This window comes from Marinobacter alexandrii, from assembly GCA_039984955.1.
Taxonomy (GTDB): Bacteria; Bacteroidota; Bacteroidia; order Cytophagales; family Cyclobacteriaceae; genus Ekhidna.
The window spans coordinates 2,262,450-2,286,808 of record JBDWTN010000007.1; the positions used below are offsets into that span (position 1 = coordinate 2,262,450).

A 24,359-nucleotide genomic window follows, 5' to 3' on the forward strand; every position below is an offset into this window, starting at 1 on the left:
TCTTGTAATTGTTTTAGTTCGCATTGTGAAAACGTCTATGTTTTCAATTTAGCCCAGAATAATATTACAATAAGCATGGTGATAAGCAAAATTATCATAGCAATTCCAGCAACCCTATTCGAACGAGCTTGCTGCTTCAAAGCTCTTTTCCTTACTTCAATCAAATCCTCGGGCTCTTCCTCTTTCATTCGTTTTGTGAGGCTTGGTTATTTATTCTCAATTTCTCTTTTCCAGATTATCGTTAAGTCTTCTCAATTCAATTAAAATTGAATCTATCTTATTTATTTTATCCATAAAAAGGAATTCAAATTCAGAATCTCCACTTGTCATCGGTTCGAAATTATCTCTTAAATCGATTGTATCACTCTGATTGATAAATCGACTTGAGGTCCCAAGCACAATAACTATTGCTTTCCCTCCAAGTAAACCATCATTAATCACTTTTAACTCTGAATCCAATGGGACTTCTTTAATCTGCTGATTTAAACTAATTGATACTAGAATTGAATTTCTTGAGGATATACTAAAGCCCTCTACTTTTCCAATAACTAGACCATTAGTATATACTGAGGAAGAAGTTGTAAGTCCATCTGCATTATCAATTTCAATTAAGAAACTCCTTCTATTCGAGCAAGAACACAATAACACTGTCAACAAGATGGTAATATATTTCTTCATTCGTTTTATGAGACAGATTTGAGTTCGTCATTAATAATTGAGTTAATCACTCCTGTTCCAACAATTCTATCTCCCTCTTTGAACTCAAAACTTAAACCCTTATCGAGTTTACCTGCAAAGTAATCAACACTTGCGATTCGAATTCTAGCTTCTACTTTATTTCCGGGGAATGCTCGGGAAACACCAATAAATTCTTGCTCACCTGATGTCTGCATGGAGTCGAAAGGGAATTGAATACCAGGCCTATATCCTAAACTAACAGGACTTGTTCTACCACCCTCATCTTCCGTTAAGTAGTAGAGAGTCGCTATAAAGTCAGGTGATTTCATTCGTTTTGTAAGACTAATCAGCTTGGTGAATCCATGTTAATTTACCATCCAGAAAGGTGATTATTCCACCGCCTGAAGGGTCCAACTTACCAACATAAACTCCATCATTTTGAAGAGTAACTGCTCGATCACCAGCTATATCGCCATTATCCTCAAAGTAAATCTCATAGGTTTTCCTACCCGTAAAAATCTTCCAATACTCAACCCAGCCAAAATCCTCATGCTCTATCAATTGATTTGGATTTTCACATCCGATTATCACTTCATCCAGCAAGTCTCCCCCAATAATTCTTAGTTGTTTGCAATTATTATAATCAATAAAATAGATACTCTCTTCTAATCCTTTTCCATCTATATCTACTTTTAACGTATCAGTTAATGATTGAGCTGATCCGTATATTGAGAACAGCAATAGTAATGTTTTAATAAGTGGTTTCATTCCTTTACTAAGCGTCTAATTTGATTGATTTCTTCTCTAAGAACAACCAATGCTCGTTGCTTATATTCTGCTTCTTTGATCGCCATTTCAAGATACCAGTCAGCTGGACTAGTCTCATAATCTATGTCCTTAACTGGTGGTGGTACGCTAACTTTCGGATTATCCGATAGTAAAAATGGAAAATTGAAACTTCTTGAAATTCCACAATCACCTATATCAATGGTCTTATTCTTCTTACTAATGTTTGTATAGACCAACCATGTTCCATCTCTTTTTCTCGGAACTTGTGAACAACTATTTAGGTATTGACCAACAATTGTCGAATCCCTGTAGTCGCCTTTAAGTACTTCAATAATCTTCATGGTGTAGTAGCCACCTTCATTAATATCACTGATAGCATATCCGATAAAAATTAAATTATGCTCATCATATGATTCTTTCTGTTCTGTTTGTAAATCGCTAATCATCCCACATGAGCAAGAAAATGCCCTCGGAGAAAGAATAATTAAAACAAAGATGATATAGATACGCTTCATTTTGCTATAAGGGATACTTTACTTATCAATACCAAACTTAATAGGCATTACTAATTTTTGTCTCATTGGGGTGCCTTGAATGTTTGCGGGTATCCAATTTGGCATTTCCCCCACCATCCGTAATGCGGCTTCGTTACATGATTTACAAGCATCAATTCCTCTTAGAATTACGGGTTCTTTTATTGCTCCTTGTTGATCTACTACGAATGACACAAAAACTCTTCCTTGAATAAATTTTTCTGAATTCCGCTTGAGAGTTGTAGCCACGAATTGATTGAGCTTATCATTTCCTCCTGGAAACTGGGCTATTATTTCAACTCGACAACCTATCAATGTTGTTTTCACAATCTCACTATTACCCTCAGAACTTGCTTTAGAAACACGCAAGTCATTTTCAGTACAACTTAGGATGGCCAGAGAAAGTAGCAAAAGATATTTCACAAAATGAAATACTCAATAACTATGCCGATAGATTCTGTTCGTTTTGTGAGACTTCTAAATGTTACTTATAGAGTTTTTCAATCTCTTTGATGTCGTCATTCACAAAGTACTCCAGATATCTAATGGCATCAGTTAAGCTATAATCCCAAATATCATCAACCACCATTTTCTCTTTCTCTCCAAGAATACCGAAAAGAACCTTAACCTTCTTTGGCCTATTGTACCACAGTGAAAAACTAAGCTCTTTTCTATCGTTATATATAGCAGTAAGAGTGAAACTGTGATTTGTATTAGTATTGATAAACTCTAATGAGGGACTATAGTGTACATTTTCCACACCAAGCTTTTCGGTAAGCTCCAACTGACTGATCCAGGGGTATCTTTTTGCATTCTCTAAAACTTGGTCTCCATTCAAGATCTCATCAAAGTATTGAATTTCACTCTTATCGGGAAGGCAGATCGTATATTTAAATTTCATACTTTATTCGTTTTGTGAGACATTAGGGGTTAAGAATTGGAGTAAGAAACTTCATTAAGTTCTTCTCATTAATTCGATTTACTTCATCCCAATCCATTTTGTCGTTTGGAAAAGCAGCTCCTCTAGAAATATCAAGAATCTTCTTCTCAGTGTCAATCAAATATGTAGTTGGAAAATCCAGCAGGTGCTCAAATCCAGATATGGATAAAGTCCTCTGGTCGGACGGAGGATTTAATGCAGGAATGAGAATTATTTTGTCATCATAACGAGTAGCCATTTTTTTCATCTTATTCTTAGTGTCAGCAAATAAGACAATGATTTGAAGCTTATCACTATACTTGCTGGCAACCTTATTTAAAGTTGGTATTTCACCATAGCAAGGAGCACACCAAGATGCTGAAGTTACGATTAAGATAGATTTTTCAAATTCATCAGTATTAATGTTTCTTTTCTTCAGTGTCCTGAATTCATAGTTCGAAAGATATCTTCCTTTAATACAACTGTTTACCAAAGAGTCGAATAGATTCCTTCCTAACTCATAGTCTTTAGATACTAAAAAAGCATCATTTGACTTCTGACTCAGATCCAAGACGCAATCCAAATTGTCTTTATAGTATTCTTTAATGCTTTGAGAATTAGCCTGGAAGAAACATACAAAGAATAAAGTGGTTACTAATATCTTTTTCATTATCGTTAATATTCGCTTTTTGAGACGCAAAATAGTTATTAGTAAAAATACTATGCTTCATATTTCTTTATTTTAAGGTGAACTGATAATGATTATATGGAACAAGTTTACTACTCTCTGTTAGGATTTCTATTCATCAACTTCGTTTACCTTTTTTTCAAATTTCTAATAGCAATAATCCTAGGAGTACATGACGAACAAATATTCCTGGGTTATGGACATCATGAGGCTTTTAAGATTAGAATAAAAAAACTTACTATCTATTTCGGATTATTTATCCCTCTTCCCTGGCTTGCTAAATTCTACAGTTACAAGAACGAAACTAAAGGTAGGATCACCTTCGAATGGGAATTTTTTGAAAAATCAAAGGTATTTAGGATGCTAGTGATTTTCGCTGGGACGATTGGTTCTCTACTGACTTCCATCCTTATTTTCACTATCCTTTCCTATCAGGAATTAGACCAGTATATTTCTAAAGAAGAGCTAAACAAATTCGGAATATTTCCATCTGAATTTGCAGAATCCTCAGGATTTAAAAAAGGTGATCTTATTCTCAAGGTTAATGGAGAAGATTATGATCGGTTTGAAGATCTATTGTCACCATTAACTCTTCTAAACGATTCATCCTACTATGAAATCCTGAGAGAAAAGGACACTCTAATACTTCAATCCAGTTGGGACCTTGACAAGATTGCTGAAAACGCATCCTTCATTTTCGCACCCAATGCACCATATGAAATAATGGGGCTTGTTGATGGAATGCCTGCAGCTAAATCAGGAATGAAAGAAGGAGATATTATCACAAAAATCGATAGCATCAATGTTAGCTCTCAACAGGAAATTAAGAACGTATTTGCCTTGTATTCAGGTGATACTGTTGAAGTTCAAGTTAAAAGAGATAAAGAATTCCTCTTAACGACTCTAAAAGTTTCAGAAGATGGAATGATCGGTTACTATTCCGTTTCATTAATAGAATATAGCTTGTATCAAAAAAACATCCCTGAAGCTTTTATTGAAGGTGTTTCTAGTCCATTTAAGATTATAGGAATAAATCTCAAAGCCCTGGCTCAATTACTTGGTGCAGAAGTAGCAACTAACAAGAAGGCAAATGGACCTGTAAGAATTGCTAATTTATTTGGAGACAGGAATACTGCACAGTTTTTTAGGATTTCAGCTCTTCTACTCGCTCTCATCCCACTATGGGACCTTTTTCCATTCCCGAAATCAGCCGCTTTAAAAAGCATGCCCTTGATTTACGAGATAGCTTTTGAAAGGAGATTTAAATATGAGTCGTTCATCAAAATTCGGAGGGTAGGTTGGTTCATTATCGTTACTTTGTTTGCCGTCACCATTATCAATGATATAGTCAGTTTATTCTAAGTTCCTTTCGTTTTAAGAGACAGATCAGTTTTAAGTAAAATTTAAGCTGATGGATAACAAAAAAGTTAAGTAGAAATGGTTTCAATTTCTATCTTGTTTATCATTAAACTCGATTGCATAATTTTCGGGAAGTAATTGATAGCAATTTGCTGCAATAACGTTGTAGGCAAAGGCTAACTCCATACACTCTTCCTCTTTATTAATTATTTGTGTTATCACATCAGTAGAATTCCTCCTATTTTCAAGTATTTCTCCAAGTTCAGATGCTGGCCAAATAACCTCATGAGGATCTTTATATGTGAAATTCAAGGACCCAGGCCAATTCATTGGGTGAGAATCAGTCAAAGTTCTGATACCATCAATACTGGCATATAACTTAAAACTTCCCAAGTTCTCAAAAGGAGATCTATCCCAAATCAAATCATTCTCAGAAAATGAAGATGTATTTAAACTGTTAGATCTAGTAAGTAAATTGAATGTTTCTTTCTTGTTGAAATTAACGCTCTCAAATTTAACTTTGGACACCCTTCCTGAGACATAGCATCGTTCTAAATCAAATCCCAATTTTCCCTCGACAATTGAAGCAATACCTGTGCTATCCATGTTACAATGAATAAATTTAGTTCTTGCAAAATCTCCGATAATTTTGGATTTTGAAAGGTCACAATTCAAGAAAACCAATCCTGATGCATCAATTTCAGAAAGTCTCACATTGCTTAAGTTTAAGCCCTCAAATGTGAATCCAAAATTAGATTCTCCCAAAAAAACGCCCTCGTCAGTCATTATTCTTTTGTCATCGAATGTGTAATAGGTAGTACTTTTTTCTTTTAGGTAATTAACGACTTTCAATGCAGACCAAAAGATAATTGTCCTTTCTTTCTCTTCCAGATTTTCTACCTTTAGTAGGTTCAGTAGTAATTGGAGAGAAACTTCTGTATATAAACTATCTTCTACAGCAAGATTTCGCAGGGAATTTACACCCCCAAGACGGCTAATAGCCCTATCAGACCCTAACAGCTTTACTGCTTCAGTAAAGAGTAAGACATTGGACTGCCTATTTGAAATAATCTGTTGTGTCCTTATTTGATGAGCAAGTAAATCTCTTTGAGCCTTATTGTCCTTAAGTGTGGAATCTAATAGCCTTATTCTTTCGTTCAAATCTTCGCGGGCAAGAGATCTATCAGCTTCTGCTATTTCAACATTTTTGTTAATCTCTGAGATCATTAATTTATTGTTTTGAAAAGATAATTCGCGATTTAAGGCTCTTTCCTCTCTTGCTATACTTGCTGTGGTATCAAGTTGTAGAAGAATTAAATTTCTTGACTCTTTTATTCCATGAATACTTTGAATAAATGTTGCTCCGAGTATCAGGCCACCTAGTATTTGAGCAATTGTCGCTCGTAACTTATTGGTCATTTCCAATTTCTCACTCGAAGGTTTAATAGATTTAGTTTGCCATTTCGGTACAAAAATTAATACCAAAATTGCTATAACAAGTATTGATAGATAAAATAACAATTGTGATAAACCCATGATTTTATTCAGTCATCAAAATACAATGTAAACAATTCATGTAGTCACCAAATTTATCAATGTAATCGTCTAGTTATTTGGAAGCAAATGTGAGCATAGCTCGATTATAAAATTCATCATTCACATTGAGCCTCTATTTATTCGTTTTGTGAGACTAATTTATTTAAAGTACTTAGGGTCTATAACAAATATTAAGTACTTCCTTACTTTATTTCCATTTAATTCAGCAGGTTCAAATGAACCCTTTCCCATCTTTGTAAATGCGTTTAGTACTACTTTGTCAAAATCTTCTTGGAAGCCGTGTTTCATAACAGGATTAGATATTGAGCCATCTATATTTATGATTGCTCTTACTGATATTGGGAACTTCATTAGTGATCTATCAACATGATTTGGGTACTTAGCTTCCTTTAGTAAGTCTGGGTAAAAAGCATTCCCTTTTTTGTATTTTGGTTGTTTAGTTAATTTTTTCCAGTTTTTATCTTGAAAGAATTTGGCACCAGCTCTAATTGGAAAGTTGAAATGATTATCTCTTGGCGGCCATCCGCATGGCGGTTCATGGGTGTAAGCGCAATCTATATTCATAGATTTATTAAAATCAATTAATACTTTATCCATGTTAGGGAATGGAATTATCAGATAGCGCCCACTCGTATGTGTTTCAAAACCGGTTGTTAAATCAGTATAGGGCAAAAAAAGTAATTTTTCATTGCCTGAATACTTGTAAAGCAAAAATTGGACTGAATCCCGATTAATCAAAAAGCTAATCTCAGCAACTGCTTCTTTGCTAGCATCTAAATATTGAAGGCGTTTAAAATTAGCTTCGATTCTATAGGCACTATCAATTTCGAAAAAAGGCAATGATTCAAATTCATCCATGATATGTAATGGAAGAGGTGAATACTCTTGTAATGAAAACCTTAGGTTTACACTGTCTCTGAATTTTAAGTTATCCTCGTACACTTCAGAAATACTTAATTGAGCAAACAAAAATGATGGAGCTATAAGAGCTATTATTCTAAGAGAATTTTTCAAGATTATTCGTTTCATTAAACAGTTTTAAGCTTAGGGTTTAAAACCTCTTCTATCACACCAGTACCCATTACTCTTTGTGGTTCCTTGAATTCGAACTTGATTCCCTCCTTCAATTTACCAGCAAAGTAATCAACGCCAACGATTCTTATCTCGGCCTTTACTGTTTCTCCTGGATTCACTTCATTTTTGCCTAAGAATTTCTGTTCACCCGACGTTGGCATGGTGTCGAATTCGAATTGGATTAATGGCCGATAGCCGGAATAAACGATTCCCGTCCTTCCTCCATCCTCAGTCTTCTTATAATGAAGTGTTGCTATAAAATCAGCTGCCATTTTTCATTCGTTTTATGAGACTAAAAAATCCTATTAAATAGTCGGAGAAAGTAGTTTCCAACAGAATAATAAATCCAAAAAACTATAGCAAAACAAAGGGCTATCCAGGGTATCAGCACAAGTGTCATTGAGAATCCAAGAATGCCATAATACTGTTTATCATTAAAGGTAAACGGAACTGCGCCAAATAGAACAAAGAAGCTACCGAATAGAACGAATGGCGCTATACAGAAAAGCATATTCCAGAATAGTTTTCCGAATAGCTTAGTTGGTTTTTCTTCAAATTGCTTTAAATGTTTCATCGCTCCGTTTTTTGAGACTAATTATTGTTCTTCGAAGGTATGCGATCGATTATATATTCAGCTAGTTGAACGAACAAGGAAAAGAAAATGATAATTGGTATTCCACAAATTCCAAATACGAAAATGATACCTGAGATACTTCTTGAAGTTTCTGTGCCAGAAGATTCAGAATACCAGCTCAGTCCCAAAAAGATTAAGCCTAAAAGTATCCAGGCAACTATGGCGAATAAGTAGAACTTGAAATACTTCTTCCTCTTTGTCATTCGTTTTGTGAGATTAACTTTTTCTTTTCAAAAGTAAGCTCCTAATTAATTCACTTAACCCAAACATCAGGAAAAAAAGAGAGAAGAACTTCACTGAAAAAGGATAGTCTAGCTCCCAATGAATGTGATCTAAGAATAGTATTAAGAAGACAATATTCAGATTAATCAAATACACCAGGAAATCAGATTTTGTGTATTTGTAGTAAGATCTAACCCTCCATAATAAAGCTGCGAATCCAAAATTCATAATAATTACAAGGAAGAGAATTAATTCAACCATTCGTTTTGTGAGACTATTCCAGCCTTGACTTTAAGTCATCTATGTAAAAAGATTCTTTATCTAACCATCCTTCATCACCTTGCTGTATGCGTGTCCCCGATGAATCAATCCATCTTATCATCTCTCCGTCATCAAAGTAGAATCTGCTTTCTAAGAGCTCTGTTTTGTTGGGATCAAACCATTGGTCAAATCCTGATTGAACCGCTCGAGTAGAGTCCATATAATACGGCATGTTGTAGTTGAACTCTTGATCAAATGCAAAAAGTAATTCATTATTATCTACATAGTATTCTCTGAATAGTTTTCCAGTCTCTCCAAAGTATTCAAGTCTAATCTTCACACATTTTTCTCCATCAAAGTATTTCATAATCTCAGCTCCATCTGTTGACTCATCAAATGTCTTAGATTTCTCAATTCTCATTGAGCTTATATTTTCATTCACATAAGAATAATGCTGCCTAATCAACTGAATTTGATTCTGATTTTGAGCACTAAGTGAAGAGCTTATTAGGAACAGTATAATAGATAGTGCAAGTGACTTCATAGGACTATTATCATTCATTCTTTCTACGAGACTAATTTGAGCTAAAAAACCATATCCAAAAAACAGAGCCTATTAATCCTGATATATTGATTAGTAATAATCCGATACTAGTCTGATACTTCTTAAAAAGCGAAATAACTCCTGGAATAATATATAAATGAGCTACAATGGTTATAGGCAAGAGCAGTAATCCATATCCAAAACCACCACCTCCAGAACGTAATACACTAAATGTCATAGGTACGAAAAAAACCATATTGGAGATGATTAGAATAATTCCAGTTGTCACAATCAGCTTTTTCATTCGTTTTGCGAGGCTGCCTATAGTTGAATTTCCCAAATGAGATATTTCCCAAACAAATACTTGAAGACAATCTCTTTGTAATTTCCATCAAGCTTAATTTTTGCTACATGCAAGGTAGCTTGACCCAAGGCCACTCTAATATTTTCTTCATACTGTAGAGAATCCATTGGATCAATTCTATTAAGAATTTGACTCAATTCTTTTGCGAGAGAGAATATTCCAGAACCATCTTCATTGATTTCTTTCATCATTGAACTATGAAAATAATAGACAGAATCGTTTTTATATACTTCAATTCCTGGAGCAAGAATATTGGATATGAGTTGTCGATTTTCAGAATTTAGTATTTCTGAATACTTCTTAAAATTGGGAATTTCAGTTATGTCGGAAATGGTAAAAAACTCTTGAGATTGATCAATGATTTTTATCCCTGCCAGCAATCCGTTAGGACTTATTTCAAGAGAATAGTTGGTGTTGTCATAAACCCACTTATCTCCATAACCTCCTATGTCTTCAACAGTTGATGCTTCGCCAATAAGTGATTCTATTTCATCTTCAGGCATGCCGAGTTTTAGTCCCTTAAATCCACAGTCAAAGCCTTTCTTTGTACCTGTAAGTTGGATTGACCAAATTGTCTTAAGATCATAATTGGCATATTCAAATAGCATATAAACTGATGTATCAGGTTCAACTAAGAAGATTTCATACTCAAAGCCATCATCAAATTTATTCTCTTGAATAATGGTATTTAATTCATTTTTTGGAACGTCTCGAAATTGCCCTAATCTAAAACCGTTAAGGTCTGTCACAAAATCTTGAATCTCCTGACAGTAACTATTGGAGTTTATAATCAGGATTAATAGAAATGACAATAACAATTTCATATTCATTCGTTTGTGAGACTATTGAAAAAACAAATACCATTCAAACAATGTAAATGGAATTGCAAACCAAAATAAGCCATTACCAGCCTTTCTTGTTTTTGAATCATAGCCATAGACCTTCTGTCCGTTAGGAAGTGTCTTTTTGTAATTCATAAGAATGTATCCAAAGAATATACCAGGGAGTCCACCTGCTAGGACTGAAAGATAGGATAATAATATCTTGTAAAAAGGGAGTGAGTCCTGCTGACCAAGTTCCTCATTTCTTTTAGCCTTAATCTCCGATATAGATTGATTGCTTACTGAAACACCTCTTTCATTCAATAATTTCTGAGCAAGCTTTAAATCAAAAGCACTCCATTCATCTGGTTTCAATACAATCTCGGAGAGCTCTTCATTGGAAAATGAAAACAAGTAGTGATCTGAATCGACATTATTAATAGCATCTAAAGCTTCTTTCTCAAGTAGTTTTTCTGCTTCTGTAAAGTGTTCTTGCCTTACATATAATAGTATTTCATTTTGGAGTTCATTACCTGAGAAGGTAACATCTACAGAAGGTGAATTATCTTTTAAGATAGTATCAATATCACTCTCGAGGAGTAGATTGGTGATTTCAGATGCTTGTGCTGAATCTAAGAATTTACGAAAAACAGAGTATCCTTTCATTCGTTTTGTGAGATTATGCTACGCCATTGACACCAAAGTCATAAAATTGTTCTTGATCTAAATTGTATTTGACTTGCCAATATTGACTTCCCCCATCTGAAACGTTAATCCATTCTTCTTTCCAACCATCTGCAAATGAAGATTTAAGCCATAAGCAATTGATTAGTATTACCCTCTCCCCTTTTTCATTGATAAATCCTAGGTACTGGCGCACATACTTTCTTAAGTTTTTATGAATAGCAGGACCATATCCCTTCCCCTGATTAAGACCATCAGAGTTCAAATCATTTATTTCTAGCTTCAGTTTTACTTCTATCTTATCTATCTCCTCAGATGTAGGAGTAAACCTCTTTTCCTTAATCGTAAAAGTCCATGGAGGCATTGCATATTCTGAATTAAATATTGCTCCCCGGTATTTCTTCCCTGAGACCACTTCTGCTGATTGGCCTTGAAGACTTATTGAAGCAACAAGTAGGATATGGGTTATGATAAGTTTCATTCGTTTTATATGACTTAATTACCTGGCTTATATCCGTAGATAGTGTATATACCATTATCAAGTTCAAATGGTATGTTGCAAGATTTTAATCCTTGTTCTATGAAATCAGAATAGTCTGTTTCACTTGGTTCAACCAAACGTCCGACATATTCTTTACTAATAGGATCTATTTTAACCCATTCAATAATCTCAAACCCATCACGTTTGACATCTTCCCACCATACTGGTGTAAAGCTAGAAGTAATCTTATCTTCTTGAATGTACTTAATGATAACATTAGGATTATGATTTGGATCAGATGTAATCGCTGATACTAGCTCATTCCACTTTGTATTATTCATACAAGAATTAAGGTTTTTGTCACTTATTATTTTCAAAGTGTGAGCATCCATTTCATTCGTTTTGTGAGACACTTTTATTTATTAAGCATTCCCTTGGAAATCATCGAGACAATCTTGCTTCGGATCACTTCTTTTTCCAAAGAAGTTTCAGACTGCAGTTGATTTACAATCGATTCTGATACATTTTTAGAACCAAGCAAATTGCCCACCTTATATAGTTTATGAATTCTTTCTTCAATACTCATATTAATTAAAATTCGTTTTGTGAGACAATCCAGTTATTCACAAATAAAACTTAACTTCATGTAATTTGAAAAGCTATTAACTAATGAGGCAATGTATATCGACTTTCATAAATACAACTATGAATTAGTTCCCTCTCAAAAGGTAGATCAATTCAAACAAAGGGACCAGGAGAGTTATAAATCTCTGTTAAGGAGGTGGTTTGATGAAAACCTAGATGAAATAGTTGATCGAAAATGGGAAATTGAAGAAATCCATTACTTAAAAAACATAAGTGATTTCATAAAATTAGTTCGTGAAGGTGAACAGCTTTTTGAGTTTGGATTTTATACTGGTTGTATTTCACTGATTGGTGTCGCTAGTGAAGACTTTTGTAGATATATCTCCGGTCAACTGGGGAAACCGGAATATGAAAATCTCACTCAGTTTAACCGATTGAAAAACCTTAAATCTGATGGCTTAATTTCCAACGCTACATACAGTTTGCTTGATAGTATCAGGAAAATCAGGAATGATTGTTTACACTATAATCAAAACTTCAAGCAAAAGGACATTAGTGAACTCAGATCTGATGCAATCAAAGTGTTGAATAATATAAAGAACACATTGAAAAGAATGCTTGGTGAAAGTGAAGTTGATTTTCAGTCTAACTTAACTACTGTTATTTCAGAGATTGGATCGAATGAAGGCACAAGGAATAAGGACGAAATTGCGATTAAAGTAAAAAACGCAATATCACACCTTCTCAATTTTCCAGTTGCCTTTGATCCTAATTCAAAGTTTCAAATTAGGACTTCTGTCTTTGAAATATTGGAGATTGATGCGGATTATGACGAGATATCACTCAAAGATTTAATTAGTGAAATACCTGTGATTGTTGAATTTCCCAAAAAAGAGAGAGAGTACTACCAAGACAAAGAACTCAACACTAGGGATAAAGTCAGCGCAACCTTAATATCTATGATTGATCAAAACGGATTAACTGGTGAATGGACCATAATAGATATCAACAAAATATAGCTACAGCACACATTTCCAATATTCGCTTTATGAGACTAATTCTTTGCTTGTCGATTCTTGAGTTCAAGAAGATAATACTCTAGTTCATCATGAACTAGCTCTTCTAGAATTAGTAATCTGTCAGAATGTCCTTTTGGGTATGGACGCAGAAGTAATTCGTTGTGAGAATTAATATTGACAGTGACTATGCCAATCAGCTCTGACGCTTCAAAAGCTCCATCCAAACTTAGCTTCCTTATTTCTTGATATACATCAGTATCATATATCACTTTGGCTACCTCGCCTTCTGTAGTACGGTAATCATCTGTCATTTATCGATAGATCTAATCGTTTTGTGAGACTAATTCCGTTACTCCTTTTTCAATCTAGCTATACTACTAACATTACCTGAATCTCTTGCTTTGAAACATATTTCAGGTAGCCAATGAAGGAAGTAATCGGCTTTTTCCATAAAAAGATCCAATTGTTCTTTGATCTCTTTGTACTCAATCGATCCCTTATTATTGAGGATCTTAATACTATGATAGATTTTCTCATCTACTTCATCGTTTACCTCATAATAAATAGAATGAGCAAACCCATTTCTAATATTTGCCATTTGCATAAGAGATGAATAATCTTGATTATCAATAATGGCCAAACTTCGCAATAACTTTGCTTTACTCCCAAAAGGTGTGATACTACTATGCATAAGTAAATCCATGAACTCTTCTCGTTCTTGAGGTTTGAAATAGAAAGCAAGTATTTCTCCCATCCAATGTTCAAGATTATTTAGTTGGACAATAACATGAGATGAAATCTCAGAAATATTCAAATTATTAATGTCTCCAACTTTCGTATTTACTCTTAAGTCCTTAAAATCATCCCTTTTCTTCATTTCGAGATCTATTTAGTAAAAAGCTTTATTTACAAAAGCTAACTTTTCACACCTTCATTCCTTAAGTACTGATATAGGGTTGATCTACTTATTTTTAGTGATTCAGTTATTTCAGTAATAGGTAGTTCCCTTTTGTACAAAGTTACTGCGGCCGCAGCTTTGTTTTTATCATATGATCCCTTAGGCCTACCTCCCTTTCTACCCCTAACTCGTGCAGCCTCGAGACCATGTTTGGTTCGTTCACTTAAGACCTGAACCTCCATAGCTTTCAGTATTGCTATTATTTGAAAAACAGCTTCGCCCATTGGGCTGGTAGTGTCAAAGACTCCTTCTTGAATACTCTTGAACTGAATTCCTTTTTCCTTAAAATCCGACAAGAGTGATATTAACTCCTTGGAAGTCCTGCCCAATCTATCAAGACTATAGACCATAACAACATCACCACTTCGAAGCTTACTTAATAGTTCATTAAGCTTAGGCTTATTCTCACTTCTACCTGAGAGCTTTTCGGAAAAGACTTCTTCACATCCCTCCTTCTTAAGTGCATCGATTTGTAGAGCCAAACTTTGGTCCTTAGTTGATACCCTTGCATATCCAAATTTCATATCAGTTCGATTTAACCATATATATGTAATTAATCAAACATAGATTAAACCAACTAGTTTTTCGAACTATTAGTTTTAACTATATTCATTAATTTAGTTAAGTGTAATAAGAGTTCGATTAAACGAACGAATTATCGAACCTAGTTACCATCGTTTATAACTAAAATTATAATGAGTATAGGGCGCACAAAGTACGCCATATCGGATGTTGGCAACAATTTAAATAAATGGCGATACCAGAAAGACAATTACAAACATGGTCAAATCAAGGAGCAGTTCAATCTTCGGCAACTACTCACAGGAGTGTTGAAAATTGCATTAAAAAAGTTAATTGGAATGACGATGTAAGCTATGTTACTTATCTGCAGGGATCCTATCCAAATTACACAAATATTTATGGGAACAGTGATGTAGATTTAGTTGTTGAGTTTCGCTCCTTATTTTCAAAGAACTTGTCAGCACTCACACAAGAACAAAAAAGACAATTTGATTCTGACTATGATGATGCAAAATATTCATTAGCTTCTTTTAAGCAAGCGGTTATTGAACAATTAAAAGATTGTTATGGTGACAATGTGGAAGTTGGCAACAAAGCTATAGTTGTGAAGGGCGATGGGAGCAGTAGACTCGATTGTGATGTAGTTGTATGTAATCCGTATAGAAAATATAATTCGTATTCTTCATTAAATAAGTCAGACTATATTGAAGGAATTATTTTCAATACAGAACATGATGTCCCTCAAAAAACAATCATAAATTATCCAAAGGTTCACTTAAAAAATGGTAGTATAAAAAACCGCCAAGAGAATACAAATGGAAATTTTAAGCCTTCAGTTAGAGTGCTAAAAAACATTAAAGCATCTATGGTAGACAAAGGTTACATAACCAAAGAACTTGCACCTTCCTACTTCTTAGAATGTCTAATTTATAATTCAGAAAACACGAATTTTCGATTTAACACATATCAAGAAATAGCAGTTTCCATCATAAATCAGTTCAGCACAGATTTAAAGAATGGGGCGATGACAAATTACTTAGTACAAAATGAGCAACGGAAGCTTTTTGGTTCTGAAGACCAACAATGGAATATTGAGGATGCAACGACTTTCGTTAACCAACTAATTAAGTTTTGGAACGAATACTAATGGATAACGCTGAACTTAACATATTAGTTTTAGATGGTGGCGGCTCAAAAGGGGTCTATACTCTCGGTGTTTTAAAAGAGCTTGAATTAAAATTAGGCAGCCCTCTCTGTGAGCATTTTGGATTGATTTTTGGGACAAGCACAGGTTCAATTATTGCCGCTTTAATTGGGCTGGGATACCACATTAAAAAGATTGAAGAGCTCTACCTGACACTCATTCCAGAAATAATGGGAAAAAGCTCAAGGACAGGAAAAAGTGAAGCCATGGAAGAACAAGCCAAAAAGGTGTTTGGCGACAAAAAATTTGACTCTTTCAAAACGAATATTGGAATTGTAGCATTGAATTTTGAGACACAAATGCCCTTAATTTTCAAGACTAATATTGATCAGGCCCATGCCATGAAACAATCCTTCAAATCGGGGTTTGACCGCACCATAGAAACAGCTGTAAGATGCTCGTCTGCTGCTTATCCTTTTTTCAATAAAATGAAAATTAACACAGATAACCATGGAGAGATTGAAGTTGTTGATGGAGGATTTATTGCTAATAACTCTACACTCTATTCTATGGTCGATGCATACAAGGCTTTAGGATATAAAGAATCAAACATTCATCTTTTAAATGTTGGTGTTGGTCAGTACATAGAAAAGTCTTCAGGCCTTCGTTCTAAAATCTTAAAGAAGTTTGGCTTCTTTCAATTTATTGAACGAGTGCTAACCGCAAACACCAACAGTAATACACTTGTGGCCAAATTGCTCTTTCCTGAACTAGATATGCTAAGAATCAGTGACTCCTTTCCTGAACCACAGCATGGTACCAATATGTTTGAAGCAGATTTAAAGAAACTGAACAAAATGATTCAGCTAGGTCGATCTTCATACGCCAAGTATGAAAAAGATATAATTAAACTTTTAAGATTATAAAGAAAAGCACATCTGAATCTCGTTTTATGTGTCTCCCGAATCAAAACCCTTTGGTGAGACTTTGCTTCATTCACTAGCCTTCGATGATTTCAGCAAAATATATGGCTTATCAATTGACCGTTTAATAGATACTATTGGTATTATCAACTTTGCAATAATCTAAGAAAATGAGATTCTCTCACAAGCATTGATCCATACAGGATTCTGTCCATTCCATGATAAAATTAACAAACTCGTAAGTTGGACTTCAGACTTAGGGTTTATTAAGGTATATCCAACTTACTATATTTTATAATACCTTTATATATCATATACCAAAAATTAAGCTATGAGATATTTAATAGCGTTATCCCTAATTATTGTTCAATTCAAAATTGCTTATTCACAAAATATTGTAAATAACGGAAGCTTTGAAATTCGTCAAGCAGGCACTAATTGTCCGAACGGACCTTGGAATACTCCAGGCTCAACGCAAGGCTTTCCAAGGGATTGGACATATGGCTGTAGATCTACAATTATCAATGGTGGTGGTAATACTATAAATGGAACACCAGATTATCTTCAAACTTGCTCCTCACTAGGCAGTGGATATAATCCTGCGAATCATATATATGGATCTGAAGTTCCTAGAACAGGGACTTCAATGACAGGAATAATTGCCGCAAGCCCATTTTCATTTGGCGGAACAAGTGCTGAGTACTTAATTTATGAATTTGATACACCTCTTCAGATGGGTGCGTTTTACAGCGTCGAATTCTTCGTAAGCTTGGCTGATGATACTGAATATGCCGTAAAGGGATTGGGAGCCTATTTTACCTCTAATTTTTCTGAACTCGTTCTAGATGATTTTCCTTTAAACTACTCGCAATTCACACCTCAAGTACCATCTAACTATCCATCACCGTTTGCTTTTTTAAACTCTAATGGTTGGAGTAAAGTGTCAGGTACTTATTCGCCCAACAATTCAAATGTCAAGTATATGGTTCTAGGAAATTTTGCTACCGATCAAAGTCAACTTGTTACTAATCCTGGACACAATGATAATAATAATGCCTACTATTATATTGATGATGTTTCAATTGAAATCTCAGGATTTAATCAAACATGCAGTGTACAAATAACTGATGTTGGTGAACTTAATGCACTAGGTCAAGATGAAGTAACATTTCTTACCACAACCACTAAAACTGCAGGTACACAGGTTACAGGTGGTAACTTCCTCATTTATTTTGAGAATGGTGATTCTTTCTTTTATCCTGCAACTGTTAATTTCTTAGGTAATACTCAAGTTTCAATACCAGTAAGCTGTTCGAACAAAGTTACAAGTGTTGTTGCAACAGTTTTTGCAAGTAATTCTAACATAAATACCAATTGCAACGATTCATATTCTAAAAACTTCACATTCGGCGTATGTGGTACGGGTGGTGGATTTGGAGGGTTTCAAATGACCAACAACTCAGTTATAGAAGTTAATATTCTTCAACTAAACGGTGATTTAGTAAAATCACAAACTCTTAAATCTATGGATCAAGTTGACTTCAATGGTATAAAAAGTGGCTTATACATTATTCAAACAATGAATAATAATCACTTAACACAGAAATTGTTGAGAATTAAATAAGTACCGGTGAGCTTACATTCATTGTTGCACCGGATTTTGAAAGCCTTCAAGACGATGGCACCAATAATGTCTATGATATAGTAGTAACGGCAACAGATGAGTCAGGAAACATTTCTGAATTGTCTATTGCGATCACCGTCTTCGATATTGAAGATGAGAACAACCCGGTTTTCACTTCCTCTGCTACGGCTTCCTTTGAGGAGAATGATACTGGAATAGTATATTACAGCAGTAGCAACTGATGAGAACACCCTGAACTATGGCTTAGCAGGAATGAGCGACGATGAATTATTCGCCATTGATGCCAATACAGGCTCACTTACTTTCGTCAATGCTCCAGACTTTGAAACTGCTCTGGACGATGATGCAGATAATGTGTATAACATCGTAGTCACTGCTACAGATGAAGCCAGCAATACGTCTAGCATGACAGTTGGAATCACTGCTCTAGATGTAGATGAGGATGCTCCGGTCTTCACCTCACCAGCAGCAGCTTCCTTTGAAGAGAATGGTACTGGCACTGTATATACTGCAGTAGCAACAGATCAAGGTACCATCCTACAGCTTGACAGGAAGTATTGACGACGACTTGTTCACTCTTAACATAAGTACCGGTCAACTCAATTTTATTGTTGCTCCGGACTTTGCAAACCCGCAAGACAACAACGCAGACAATGTGTATGACCTAGAAATCGCTGCGACCGATGAAGTGGGGAATATGAGTAGTTTGGTGGTTACTATCACCGTCAACGAAAAACCACTCTCAATAACTTCAAATGAAGACATATCTATCTATCCAAATCCGACTACAGATCGCTTTTTGGTTAATTTGAATAACTACATTGAAATATACCTGATCAGAGTATTTAATCAGTCGGGTAAAAGTGTGATGGAATTCAAACCAAACAAAGATCATTCCTACGACATCTCAAGATTGAGTGAGGGTATCTATTATGTCATCCTCGATCAATCTGGGAGTACGGAGTTGATTATTGGATCATGAAAAGCGAATGAAGCTTAAAAAGCCTTAAATGAATTTATTGGAGATGGATCAATTTCTTTAATCTAGATAACCCCTCGTTTTATGAGTCTCACGAATCAAAGCCATTGGTGAGACTTTTTCCAATTTCAATGACTTTCTTGATTTCAGGTTGAAATGTGATTCATCAACTGACCGTTTTGCTAATTAATGTTAAATAGAAATCAAGAAATATTAGCATCCGTTAAATTCAAGAAAAACGGATATTATGCACTCATCAACTTTCTGGAAAAATCACTTTCAAAACAACTTAACGAAAAAAAGAGTAGACTGGAATCTACCATTGAGTATCACGCAAGGTGAAAAAAATAAAATTCTCTATTCTCTGAAGGCATGGCAGTTAGGCGAAACTAGTGATGGAACTCATTTACTAGCTGCTGCAGCAAAACATGCGAAGAAAACAGATGATCCTACTTATCTTGATGCTGTTAAACTCTTTATAAAAGAGGAACAGAAACATGGGAGTAATCTTGGAAGCTATATTGACCAAATAGGAGAAAAACGTGCTAATAAAGATTGGGGCGATACACTTTTTAGGAAAGTTAGATACTTTAATACAAGCATGGAGCTTTGGACTATTACTGTAATCATTGTTGAAAGCGCTGCTCAAGTGTTCTACCAAGCATTACATGATGCAACGAATTGCCAACTTTTAAAAGCGATATGTAAAGACATCCTAATTGATGAATCACATCATATAAAATTTCAAAATGAGCGACTCTACAAAATCTTCAATAGCAAGGGGTTTTACAATAAAGCATTTAGTGTTGGATTTTACGGTTTGTTATTTTTTGCTACTATTCACGCCATTTGGTTTGGACATAATAGAGCTCTTAAAGCTGGAGGAGTAAATAAAAAAGAGTTTATGCGCCAGATGTATTATAAGTTCTTCAATAGCTTAAAATTCTGTCACTCAAAATCTAAAAAAGCAGCATATAAAGTAGCAGCTATTACTAGTTAAGAAGCACTATTACCTCAATGCAAGGAATCTCAAGAATCAAAGACTTCCATGAGACTTTTTGCTTATCTAACTAATTCATTGCTTTCAGTTTAAAGATGATTTATCAATTGACCCTTTTACTAAATTTTGCACTACAACAAGATCAGATTAATCCACTTTACTGTATGGTGTTATTATTTTTAGCTAGCTGTTCTAGCATTTTATAATTAGCATCTGTAATAGATTTAAATAAAATTTTAGCTTTTTCTCCTCCAGACCAATTTTTAAACATTCCTGTTATTAGATAATTCTTGTCATTAACAGTATATTTCATTTCTGTGAGCATAGTAGCTGAAGTTGCTGTAAAGATCCATTTTGCTGAAATTATTTCGCTTTTTACCTGAACTTGATCATCATGAAAATTTATCGCAGCATTTGAAAATTCAATTTTAATGTTATTATCCTTGGCAATTTGATTTATCGAATTTTCAAAAACTTCTCTGTTTGATGGATCTCTTGTTGCACTGACACTAGGGCCTTTTTTTACTATCCTAACATCATCACTCGATCTGGATAAAGTAAAAACATAACTTGTATTTTGAGATCCGATAGCATTGATATCTGTGTATTTTTTTGATGACGAACACGAGGATAAAACAGTTAGAATTGTAAAAGCGGTAATCATCGATTTCATAGTCATAATTGGTTGTAGTATCATGTCTTAAAAGAATAGAAAAATCAATATAATGTATCTTTAGAAAAAAGCTTGTGTCTCATTTTCTTTGGTTAAAGTCTCAAAGGCTTTGGTTTTTAACAGGCGGTGGAGGTATTCCACAACCAGGAGAAATATCGCTAGCAAATAATGGTGTGCTGTTTTTGGATGAGCTTCCCGAGTTTCAAAGATCCGTATTAGAGGTAATGAGACAACCCTTGGAAGAGCGAAAAGTTACCATCTCACGAGCCAGGATTTCACTGGATTATCCATCCAATTTCATGCTGATCGCTAGCATGAACCCTTGTCCCTGTGGATATTATAACCATCCTGAAAAGGAATGTGTATGTGCACCAGGCGTTGTGCAGCGATATTTAAATAAAATAAGCGGACCACTGCTTGATCGAATTGATCTACATGTAGAAGTTACCCCCGTGTCTTTTGATCAAATGACTGAAAATCGAAAGACCGAATCTAGCAAGGTTATAAGAGATCGTGTTATTAAGGCTCGAGAAATTCAGGAGGAAAGATTTAAGGATCAATCGGGTGTTTTCAACAACGCCATGATGAGTTCTAATATGGTGAAAGAAGTTTGCCAAATAAATGAAGCTGGCAAAACATTGCTTAAAACAGCCATGGAGCGATTGGGTCTTTCGGCTCGTGCTTATGATAGAATTCTGAGAGTATCTAGGACAATTGCTGACCTGGCAGGCACTGATTCAATTGCCATTGAGCACTTAGCAGAAGCCATTCAGTACAGGAGCCTTGATCGAGAAGGCTGGGCGGGCTAATGGCATTATTATTCTCAAAATATCGAAAACTCCTGTACGTTTTGATAAAAATTATCGCATGATTTTCATCAGAAAACTTCTAATTGTATCGTGTCTTTTCACTTGCGGATGGAGCTATTGTCAAGAGCCCTTTCAGCAGCGATTATCATCTTCTGCTATTGAGTTAACGAATCAACAAGTAGTTTACGATCCTTCTTATTTTTCTATTGGTTATCCAAATGGAGATGTGCCTAAGGGTAAGGGAGTTTGCACAGATGTCATAATTAGGGCCTATAGAAAGCTTGATATTGATCTTCAGAAAGAAGTTCATGAGGATATGAGAGCCAATTTTAGTCTTTACCCGAAAATATGGGGACTGTCCAAGCCAGATAAGAATATTGATCATCGAAGAGTACCTAACCTTATGACATTTTTCTCACGGCATGGAACAGAAAAGTCTCTATCGAATGATCCGAAGGAATATGAAGTTGGCGATATCGTATGCTGGAATTTAGGAGGTGCAATTACCCACATAGGAATTGTAGTAATACATAAATCGAAGGATGGTGAAAGGAATATGATTGTTCATAACATTGGGAATGGTCAAGTAATGGAAGATGTGCTTTTCGATTTTAAAATTATTGGACACTATTCTTACAAGAAGTAGAATGCAATCTTGATTGAATGAATGATGCAATCACCAAATCAATGCAGAGCTATGGCTCTTTTACAGCGGAAGAATTGGAACTCTTTCATTCACAGCTGGATAAAAGAGAAATTGCCAAAGGAGAATCAATTCTTGATAAAGGAGAAACCTGCATGGAGATTTCATTTCTCAAACAAGGCAGTTTTAAGCAGTTTTACCGAAATAGCGAATTGGATGAGGTAATCATTAATCTTTTTGCCGAAAACAGTTGGGTACTCGATCATTCAAGTTTTACAGGACAAAAACCTTCGAAATGTAAAATTGAAGCATTTGAGGATAGTGAGATCCTGACCATAAATGTTCACCACTTACATGAACTAATAGGGAGGTATCCATCTTTTTTCGCTTTAGGTAAAATTTTGGAGGTCGACAGATCATTTGATGGTAAATCACCTGAAGAGAAATACCTCAAACTGCTGGATCAAAACCCAGTAATTATTCAAAAATTCCCTTTGAAATATATTGCCTCTTATTTGGGAATGACTCCCGAGACGCTTAGCAGAGTCAGAAGAAAAATCCTGTAGTATTTCTTGATTTCGATCAAGTGCTCTTTCAAGCACTCGAATCTAAGTTTGTTCAAAAAAACAAATGGAATTAAAAGAACAAAAAGGATCAGGTTTAGCATTAATTATTGGGTCTATACTCATGATAGCTACCATGGTTTTACACCCTGTAGGAGGAGACTTTAATCACTTATTGAGCATAGTCACTATCGGGATGGTTTCTCATAGCATTGCTATAATATCTGTTCCATTTGTAGCCTATGGATTTTGGGGACTCACTGCTAGGTTAAGCTCAGAATCATTTTTATCTAAAGTTGGCTTTTCGATCATGTTTTTTGGGTTGATCGCTGTAATGATCGCTGCTGCTACCAATGGAATCATACTTATGGATTTTGTGAAATCTTATGAGGAAGCTTCTAAAGAAACTTTGAAGTCACTTGCCCCAATTTTTGTTTTCATTCGGAGTTTCAATCATGCATTTGATTTCATATTTATAGGCGCGGTTTGTATCTCCACATTATTGTGGTCGATTTCCATTGTGAGAACTAAAAAACTAGCTGTCTGGCTTGGGTGGTTTGGCATTTCCATTTCATTATTGGCGGTTCTTTTTCTTACACTAGGATTTGTTTTTGTTGACCTTCATGGTTTTCGACTTTTCATCTTCGGATGGGTTGCTTGGGTAGTTGCGGCTGGATTATGTCTCTTGAAAAAATAGCTTTTCATATTTAAAAGTTTTGACCCTCAAGAAATAATCCACTTATGTAAGATTTTTTGATAGATAGAGGGAAACTCTGAGGAGTTATTAGTCATGATAGTGAAAAAAAGTTTAAACTATGGATGATGTACAAATTGGCCCAGTTATATCAGGAGGATGTGGCTTTGTGGCAGGTGGCTATGGAGGTCACGCAGTTGGAATAATTAATGGTCAGGCAGCATTTGAAGTTGCCAATGGGTTAATTATAGCCGAACATACTACCTTGACCGCAGAAGGTGTAGGATTAAGTGTAGAAGGAAGCATCGCACTTGCAGAAGCTGAAGCCGGAATCTACACATCTGGTGTGACTCTTGGGGCGGCAGGAGCAGCAGCGGGGTTAGCAGGTGGAATAACTGGATACTTTGTTGCTGATTACGTAGAGGAAAAAACAGATAGCAAAATAGCTGGTGTAGCTGCAGGAACTCTTTCAGGAGCGGCTGTTGGCGCTGGAGTAGGTTTTTTGATTGGAGGCCCGGCAGGAGCAGCGGTTGGTGCTGTCGCTGGAGGGATCGCGGGATTTATCGGAGGGCTATTTTAATCTATTATTCATCA

Annotated in this window: 37 protein-coding genes; 13 read left to right on the plus strand and 24 right to left on the minus strand. The window is 35.2% G+C overall.

Translation table 11 applies throughout. The features are described 5' to 3' along the window. Positions 1-35: 35 nt before the first annotated feature. The 8 genes from ABJQ32_16360 to ABJQ32_16395 form a co-directional block, all read right to left on the minus strand. Complete coding sequence (locus ABJQ32_16360) at positions 36-188, minus strand: hypothetical protein (GenBank protein ID MEP5291229.1); 153 nt, start codon at positions 186-188, stop codon at positions 36-38. A 28-nt stretch (positions 189-216) separates the two neighbouring features. Then, entirely contained in the window at positions 217-678 is a 462-nt protein-coding gene (locus ABJQ32_16365; protein ID MEP5291230.1) for an MlaD family protein, read from the minus strand. 5 nt (positions 679-683) lie between these two features. Next, the gene (locus tag ABJQ32_16370) at positions 684-1,007 is read right to left on the minus strand and encodes a hypothetical protein (protein ID MEP5291231.1); all 324 of its coding nucleotides are present in this window, start codon (positions 1,005-1,007) and stop codon (positions 684-686) included. A 13-nt stretch (positions 1,008-1,020) separates the two neighbouring features. Further along, positions 1,021-1,446, minus strand: coding sequence for a hypothetical protein (locus ABJQ32_16375; GenBank protein ID MEP5291232.1), 426 nt, complete (start codon positions 1,444-1,446; stop codon positions 1,021-1,023). Continuing rightward, positions 1,443-1,982: a hypothetical protein gene (locus tag ABJQ32_16380; protein ID MEP5291233.1), complete on the minus strand. Its 540-nt coding sequence runs from the start codon at positions 1,980-1,982 to the stop codon at positions 1,443-1,445. The genes ABJQ32_16375 and ABJQ32_16380 overlap by 4 nt, the downstream gene beginning before the upstream one ends. Before the next feature lie 18 nt (positions 1,983-2,000). Continuing rightward, complete coding sequence (locus ABJQ32_16385; GenBank protein ID MEP5291234.1) at positions 2,001-2,423, minus strand: energy transducer TonB; 423 nt, start codon at positions 2,421-2,423, stop codon at positions 2,001-2,003. A gap of 61 nt (positions 2,424-2,484) precedes the next feature. After that, positions 2,485-2,901, minus strand: a complete 417-nt coding sequence (locus tag ABJQ32_16390; protein ID MEP5291235.1) for a hypothetical protein — start codon at positions 2,899-2,901, stop codon at positions 2,485-2,487. 22 nt (positions 2,902-2,923) lie between these two features. Next, positions 2,924-3,589: a redoxin domain-containing protein gene (locus ABJQ32_16395; GenBank protein MEP5291236.1), complete on the minus strand. Its 666-nt coding sequence runs from the start codon at positions 3,587-3,589 to the stop codon at positions 2,924-2,926. Positions 3,590-3,685: 96 nt separating this feature from the next. Between ABJQ32_16395 and ABJQ32_16400 the strand changes: the two genes are divergently transcribed. Continuing rightward, positions 3,686-4,969, plus strand: coding sequence for a PDZ domain-containing protein (locus tag ABJQ32_16400; protein ID MEP5291237.1), 1,284 nt, complete (start codon positions 3,686-3,688; stop codon positions 4,967-4,969). Positions 4,970-5,050: 81 nt separating this feature from the next. Here ABJQ32_16400 and ABJQ32_16405 read toward each other — a convergent pair whose 3' ends face one another. The 12 genes from ABJQ32_16405 to ABJQ32_16460 all read right to left on the minus strand — a co-directional run bounded on the left by ABJQ32_16405 (position 5,051) and on the right by ABJQ32_16460 (position 12,194). Continuing rightward, complete coding sequence (locus ABJQ32_16405; GenBank protein MEP5291238.1) at positions 5,051-6,385, minus strand: hypothetical protein; 1,335 nt, start codon at positions 6,383-6,385, stop codon at positions 5,051-5,053. 276 nt (positions 6,386-6,661) lie between these two features. Beyond that, entirely contained in the window at positions 6,662-7,381 is a 720-nt protein-coding gene (locus ABJQ32_16410) for a DUF1684 domain-containing protein (protein ID MEP5291239.1), read from the minus strand. Between the two features lie 170 nt (positions 7,382-7,551). Further along, positions 7,552-7,869 (minus strand): hypothetical protein, encoded by a 318-nt coding sequence (locus tag ABJQ32_16415; protein MEP5291240.1) that lies wholly within the window; start codon positions 7,867-7,869, stop codon positions 7,552-7,554. 20 nt (positions 7,870-7,889) lie between these two features. After that, on the minus strand, positions 7,890-8,171 hold the full coding sequence (locus ABJQ32_16420; GenBank protein MEP5291241.1) for a hypothetical protein: 282 nt from the start codon (positions 8,169-8,171) through the stop codon (positions 7,890-7,892). A gap of 17 nt (positions 8,172-8,188) precedes the next feature. Continuing rightward, entirely contained in the window at positions 8,189-8,434 is a 246-nt protein-coding gene (locus ABJQ32_16425; GenBank protein MEP5291242.1) for a hypothetical protein, read from the minus strand. Positions 8,435-8,727: 293 nt separating this feature from the next. Next, the gene (locus ABJQ32_16430) at positions 8,728-9,135 is read right to left on the minus strand and encodes a hypothetical protein (GenBank protein MEP5291243.1); all 408 of its coding nucleotides are present in this window, start codon (positions 9,133-9,135) and stop codon (positions 8,728-8,730) included. A gap of 154 nt (positions 9,136-9,289) precedes the next feature. Then, positions 9,290-9,562 (minus strand): hypothetical protein, encoded by a 273-nt coding sequence (locus ABJQ32_16435; GenBank protein MEP5291244.1) that lies wholly within the window; start codon positions 9,560-9,562, stop codon positions 9,290-9,292. Positions 9,563-9,579: 17 nt separating this feature from the next. Then, complete coding sequence (locus ABJQ32_16440) at positions 9,580-10,446, minus strand: hypothetical protein (GenBank protein ID MEP5291245.1); 867 nt, start codon at positions 10,444-10,446, stop codon at positions 9,580-9,582. An 18-nt stretch (positions 10,447-10,464) separates the two neighbouring features. Further along, complete coding sequence (locus ABJQ32_16445; GenBank protein ID MEP5291246.1) at positions 10,465-11,109, minus strand: hypothetical protein; 645 nt, start codon at positions 11,107-11,109, stop codon at positions 10,465-10,467. Between the two features lie 13 nt (positions 11,110-11,122). Then, on the minus strand, positions 11,123-11,608 hold the full coding sequence (locus ABJQ32_16450; GenBank protein ID MEP5291247.1) for a hypothetical protein: 486 nt from the start codon (positions 11,606-11,608) through the stop codon (positions 11,123-11,125). A gap of 14 nt (positions 11,609-11,622) precedes the next feature. Beyond that, complete coding sequence (locus ABJQ32_16455) at positions 11,623-12,000, minus strand: DUF6678 family protein (protein ID MEP5291248.1); 378 nt, start codon at positions 11,998-12,000, stop codon at positions 11,623-11,625. A 23-nt stretch (positions 12,001-12,023) separates the two neighbouring features. After that, positions 12,024-12,194 (minus strand): hypothetical protein, encoded by a 171-nt coding sequence (locus ABJQ32_16460; GenBank protein MEP5291249.1) that lies wholly within the window; start codon positions 12,192-12,194, stop codon positions 12,024-12,026. Between the two features lie 91 nt (positions 12,195-12,285). On the opposite strand from ABJQ32_16460, the gene ABJQ32_16465 reads away from it, so the two are divergent. Next, a complete protein-coding gene (locus tag ABJQ32_16465) occupies positions 12,286-13,212 on the plus strand; it encodes a DUF4145 domain-containing protein (protein MEP5291250.1) in 927 nt (308 codons plus the stop codon). A gap of 35 nt (positions 13,213-13,247) precedes the next feature. Here the strand turns inward: ABJQ32_16465 and ABJQ32_16470 are convergent, their stop codons facing one another. From ABJQ32_16470 to ABJQ32_16480, 3 genes are read right to left on the minus strand one after another with little or no spacing between them, the layout of a single operon-like run. After that, a complete protein-coding gene (locus ABJQ32_16470; GenBank protein MEP5291251.1) occupies positions 13,248-13,523 on the minus strand; it encodes a hypothetical protein in 276 nt (91 codons plus the stop codon). A gap of 38 nt (positions 13,524-13,561) precedes the next feature. After that, entirely contained in the window at positions 13,562-14,089 is a 528-nt protein-coding gene (locus ABJQ32_16475) for a hypothetical protein (protein ID MEP5291252.1), read from the minus strand. A gap of 38 nt (positions 14,090-14,127) precedes the next feature. Next, on the minus strand, positions 14,128-14,694 hold the full coding sequence (locus tag ABJQ32_16480) for a recombinase family protein (protein ID MEP5291253.1): 567 nt from the start codon (positions 14,692-14,694) through the stop codon (positions 14,128-14,130). A gap of 227 nt (positions 14,695-14,921) precedes the next feature. Here ABJQ32_16480 and ABJQ32_16485 point away from each other — a divergent pair, with 227 nt between their 5' ends. The 6 genes from ABJQ32_16485 to ABJQ32_16510 all read left to right on the plus strand — a co-directional run bounded on the left by ABJQ32_16485 (position 14,922) and on the right by ABJQ32_16510 (position 20,383). Further along, the gene (locus tag ABJQ32_16485) at positions 14,922-15,839 is read left to right on the plus strand and encodes a nucleotidyltransferase (GenBank protein MEP5291254.1); all 918 of its coding nucleotides are present in this window, start codon (positions 14,922-14,924) and stop codon (positions 15,837-15,839) included. After that, positions 15,824-16,762, plus strand: a complete 939-nt coding sequence (locus ABJQ32_16490; protein ID MEP5291255.1) for a patatin-like phospholipase family protein — start codon at positions 15,824-15,826, stop codon at positions 16,760-16,762. The genes ABJQ32_16485 and ABJQ32_16490 overlap by 16 nt, the downstream gene beginning before the upstream one ends. A gap of 328 nt (positions 16,763-17,090) precedes the next feature. Then, positions 17,091-18,383, plus strand: a complete 1,293-nt coding sequence (locus ABJQ32_16495) for a hypothetical protein (GenBank protein MEP5291256.1) — start codon at positions 17,091-17,093, stop codon at positions 18,381-18,383. Between the two features lie 273 nt (positions 18,384-18,656). Continuing rightward, positions 18,657-18,965, plus strand: a complete 309-nt coding sequence (locus ABJQ32_16500; protein MEP5291257.1) for a cadherin repeat domain-containing protein — start codon at positions 18,657-18,659, stop codon at positions 18,963-18,965. Continuing rightward, on the plus strand, positions 18,949-19,386 hold the full coding sequence (locus ABJQ32_16505; GenBank protein ID MEP5291258.1) for a T9SS type A sorting domain-containing protein: 438 nt from the start codon (positions 18,949-18,951) through the stop codon (positions 19,384-19,386). The genes ABJQ32_16500 and ABJQ32_16505 overlap by 17 nt, the downstream gene beginning before the upstream one ends. A 244-nt stretch (positions 19,387-19,630) precedes the next feature. Continuing rightward, a complete protein-coding gene (locus ABJQ32_16510) occupies positions 19,631-20,383 on the plus strand; it encodes a ferritin-like domain-containing protein (GenBank protein ID MEP5291259.1) in 753 nt (250 codons plus the stop codon). Positions 20,384-20,540: 157 nt separating this feature from the next. On the opposite strand, the gene ABJQ32_16515 is transcribed toward ABJQ32_16510, so the two are convergent. Further along, positions 20,541-21,056, minus strand: a complete 516-nt coding sequence (locus ABJQ32_16515; GenBank protein MEP5291260.1) for a hypothetical protein — start codon at positions 21,054-21,056, stop codon at positions 20,541-20,543. Positions 21,057-21,130: 74 nt separating this feature from the next. Between ABJQ32_16515 and ABJQ32_16520 the strand changes: the two genes are divergently transcribed. From ABJQ32_16520 to ABJQ32_16540, 5 genes are all read left to right on the plus strand, one after another. After that, positions 21,131-21,865: an ATP-binding protein gene (locus ABJQ32_16520; protein ID MEP5291261.1), complete on the plus strand. Its 735-nt coding sequence runs from the start codon at positions 21,131-21,133 to the stop codon at positions 21,863-21,865. A gap of 58 nt (positions 21,866-21,923) precedes the next feature. Beyond that, positions 21,924-22,511: a DUF1287 domain-containing protein gene (locus ABJQ32_16525; protein MEP5291262.1), complete on the plus strand. Its 588-nt coding sequence runs from the start codon at positions 21,924-21,926 to the stop codon at positions 22,509-22,511. A gap of 17 nt (positions 22,512-22,528) precedes the next feature. Next, the gene (locus ABJQ32_16530) at positions 22,529-23,074 is read left to right on the plus strand and encodes a Crp/Fnr family transcriptional regulator (GenBank protein ID MEP5291263.1); all 546 of its coding nucleotides are present in this window, start codon (positions 22,529-22,531) and stop codon (positions 23,072-23,074) included. A gap of 64 nt (positions 23,075-23,138) precedes the next feature. Beyond that, a complete protein-coding gene (locus ABJQ32_16535; GenBank protein MEP5291264.1) occupies positions 23,139-23,768 on the plus strand; it encodes a hypothetical protein in 630 nt (209 codons plus the stop codon). Between the two features lie 118 nt (positions 23,769-23,886). After that, positions 23,887-24,345: a hypothetical protein gene (locus ABJQ32_16540; GenBank protein MEP5291265.1), complete on the plus strand. Its 459-nt coding sequence runs from the start codon at positions 23,887-23,889 to the stop codon at positions 24,343-24,345. Positions 24,346-24,359 lie beyond the last annotated feature (14 nt).

What these genes read in the sequence shown, in the direction of transcription:
- ABJQ32_16360 (MEP5291229.1), bottom strand. Translation starts at nt 188, where the DNA reads ATGAAAGAGGAAGAGCCCGAGGATTTGATTGAAGTAAGGAAAAGAGCT.
- ABJQ32_16365 (MEP5291230.1), bottom strand. Translation starts at nt 678, where the DNA reads ATGAAGAAATATATTACCATCTTGTTGACAGTGTTATTGTGTTCTTGC.
- ABJQ32_16370 (MEP5291231.1), bottom strand. Translation starts at nt 1,007, where the DNA reads ATGAAATCACCTGACTTTATAGCGACTCTCTACTACTTAACGGAAGAT.
- ABJQ32_16375 (MEP5291232.1), bottom strand. Translation starts at nt 1,446, where the DNA reads ATGAAACCACTTATTAAAACATTACTATTGCTGTTCTCAATATACGGA.
- ABJQ32_16380 (MEP5291233.1), bottom strand. Translation starts at nt 1,982, where the DNA reads ATGAAGCGTATCTATATCATCTTTGTTTTAATTATTCTTTCTCCGAGG.
- ABJQ32_16390 (MEP5291235.1), bottom strand. Translation starts at nt 2,901, where the DNA reads ATGAAATTTAAATATACGATCTGCCTTCCCGATAAGAGTGAAATTCAA.
- ABJQ32_16395 (MEP5291236.1), bottom strand. Translation starts at nt 3,589, where the DNA reads ATGAAAAAGATATTAGTAACCACTTTATTCTTTGTATGTTTCTTCCAG.
- ABJQ32_16400 (MEP5291237.1), top strand. Translation starts at nt 3,686, where the DNA reads ATGGAACAAGTTTACTACTCTCTGTTAGGATTTCTATTCATCAACTTC.
- ABJQ32_16405 (MEP5291238.1), bottom strand. Translation starts at nt 6,385, where the DNA reads ATGACCAATAAGTTACGAGCGACAATTGCTCAAATACTAGGTGGCCTG.
- ABJQ32_16410 (MEP5291239.1), bottom strand. Translation starts at nt 7,381, where the DNA reads ATGGATGAATTTGAATCATTGCCTTTTTTCGAAATTGATAGTGCCTAT.
- ABJQ32_16415 (MEP5291240.1), bottom strand. Translation starts at nt 7,869, where the DNA reads ATGGCAGCTGATTTTATAGCAACACTTCATTATAAGAAGACTGAGGAT.
- ABJQ32_16420 (MEP5291241.1), bottom strand. Translation starts at nt 8,171, where the DNA reads ATGAAACATTTAAAGCAATTTGAAGAAAAACCAACTAAGCTATTCGGA.
- ABJQ32_16425 (MEP5291242.1), bottom strand. Translation starts at nt 8,434, where the DNA reads ATGACAAAGAGGAAGAAGTATTTCAAGTTCTACTTATTCGCCATAGTT.
- ABJQ32_16430 (MEP5291243.1), bottom strand. Translation starts at nt 9,135, where the DNA reads ATGAGAATTGAGAAATCTAAGACATTTGATGAGTCAACAGATGGAGCT.
- ABJQ32_16435 (MEP5291244.1), bottom strand. Translation starts at nt 9,562, where the DNA reads ATGAAAAAGCTGATTGTGACAACTGGAATTATTCTAATCATCTCCAAT.
- ABJQ32_16440 (MEP5291245.1), bottom strand. Translation starts at nt 10,446, where the DNA reads ATGAAATTGTTATTGTCATTTCTATTAATCCTGATTATAAACTCCAAT.
- ABJQ32_16445 (MEP5291246.1), bottom strand. Translation starts at nt 11,109, where the DNA reads ATGAAAGGATACTCTGTTTTTCGTAAATTCTTAGATTCAGCACAAGCA.
- ABJQ32_16450 (MEP5291247.1), bottom strand. Translation starts at nt 11,608, where the DNA reads ATGAAACTTATCATAACCCATATCCTACTTGTTGCTTCAATAAGTCTT.
- ABJQ32_16455 (MEP5291248.1), bottom strand. Translation starts at nt 12,000, where the DNA reads ATGGATGCTCACACTTTGAAAATAATAAGTGACAAAAACCTTAATTCT.
- ABJQ32_16460 (MEP5291249.1), bottom strand. Translation starts at nt 12,194, where the DNA reads ATGAGTATTGAAGAAAGAATTCATAAACTATATAAGGTGGGCAATTTG.
- ABJQ32_16465 (MEP5291250.1), top strand. Translation starts at nt 12,286, where the DNA reads ATGTATATCGACTTTCATAAATACAACTATGAATTAGTTCCCTCTCAA.
- ABJQ32_16470 (MEP5291251.1), bottom strand. Translation starts at nt 13,523, where the DNA reads ATGACAGATGATTACCGTACTACAGAAGGCGAGGTAGCCAAAGTGATA.
- ABJQ32_16475 (MEP5291252.1), bottom strand. Translation starts at nt 14,089, where the DNA reads ATGAAGAAAAGGGATGATTTTAAGGACTTAAGAGTAAATACGAAAGTT.
- ABJQ32_16480 (MEP5291253.1), bottom strand. Translation starts at nt 14,694, where the DNA reads ATGAAATTTGGATATGCAAGGGTATCAACTAAGGACCAAAGTTTGGCT.
- ABJQ32_16485 (MEP5291254.1), top strand. Translation starts at nt 14,922, where the DNA reads ATGGCGATACCAGAAAGACAATTACAAACATGGTCAAATCAAGGAGCA.
- ABJQ32_16495 (MEP5291256.1), top strand. Translation starts at nt 17,091, where the DNA reads ATGAGATATTTAATAGCGTTATCCCTAATTATTGTTCAATTCAAAATT.
- ABJQ32_16500 (MEP5291257.1), top strand. Translation starts at nt 18,657, where the DNA reads ATGAGCGACGATGAATTATTCGCCATTGATGCCAATACAGGCTCACTT.
- ABJQ32_16510 (MEP5291259.1), top strand. Translation starts at nt 19,631, where the DNA reads ATGCACTCATCAACTTTCTGGAAAAATCACTTTCAAAACAACTTAACG.
- ABJQ32_16515 (MEP5291260.1), bottom strand. Translation starts at nt 21,056, where the DNA reads ATGAAATCGATGATTACCGCTTTTACAATTCTAACTGTTTTATCCTCG.
- ABJQ32_16525 (MEP5291262.1), top strand. Translation starts at nt 21,924, where the DNA reads ATGATTTTCATCAGAAAACTTCTAATTGTATCGTGTCTTTTCACTTGC.
- ABJQ32_16530 (MEP5291263.1), top strand. Translation starts at nt 22,529, where the DNA reads ATGAATGATGCAATCACCAAATCAATGCAGAGCTATGGCTCTTTTACA.
- ABJQ32_16535 (MEP5291264.1), top strand. Translation starts at nt 23,139, where the DNA reads ATGGAATTAAAAGAACAAAAAGGATCAGGTTTAGCATTAATTATTGGG.
- ABJQ32_16540 (MEP5291265.1), top strand. Translation starts at nt 23,887, where the DNA reads ATGGATGATGTACAAATTGGCCCAGTTATATCAGGAGGATGTGGCTTT.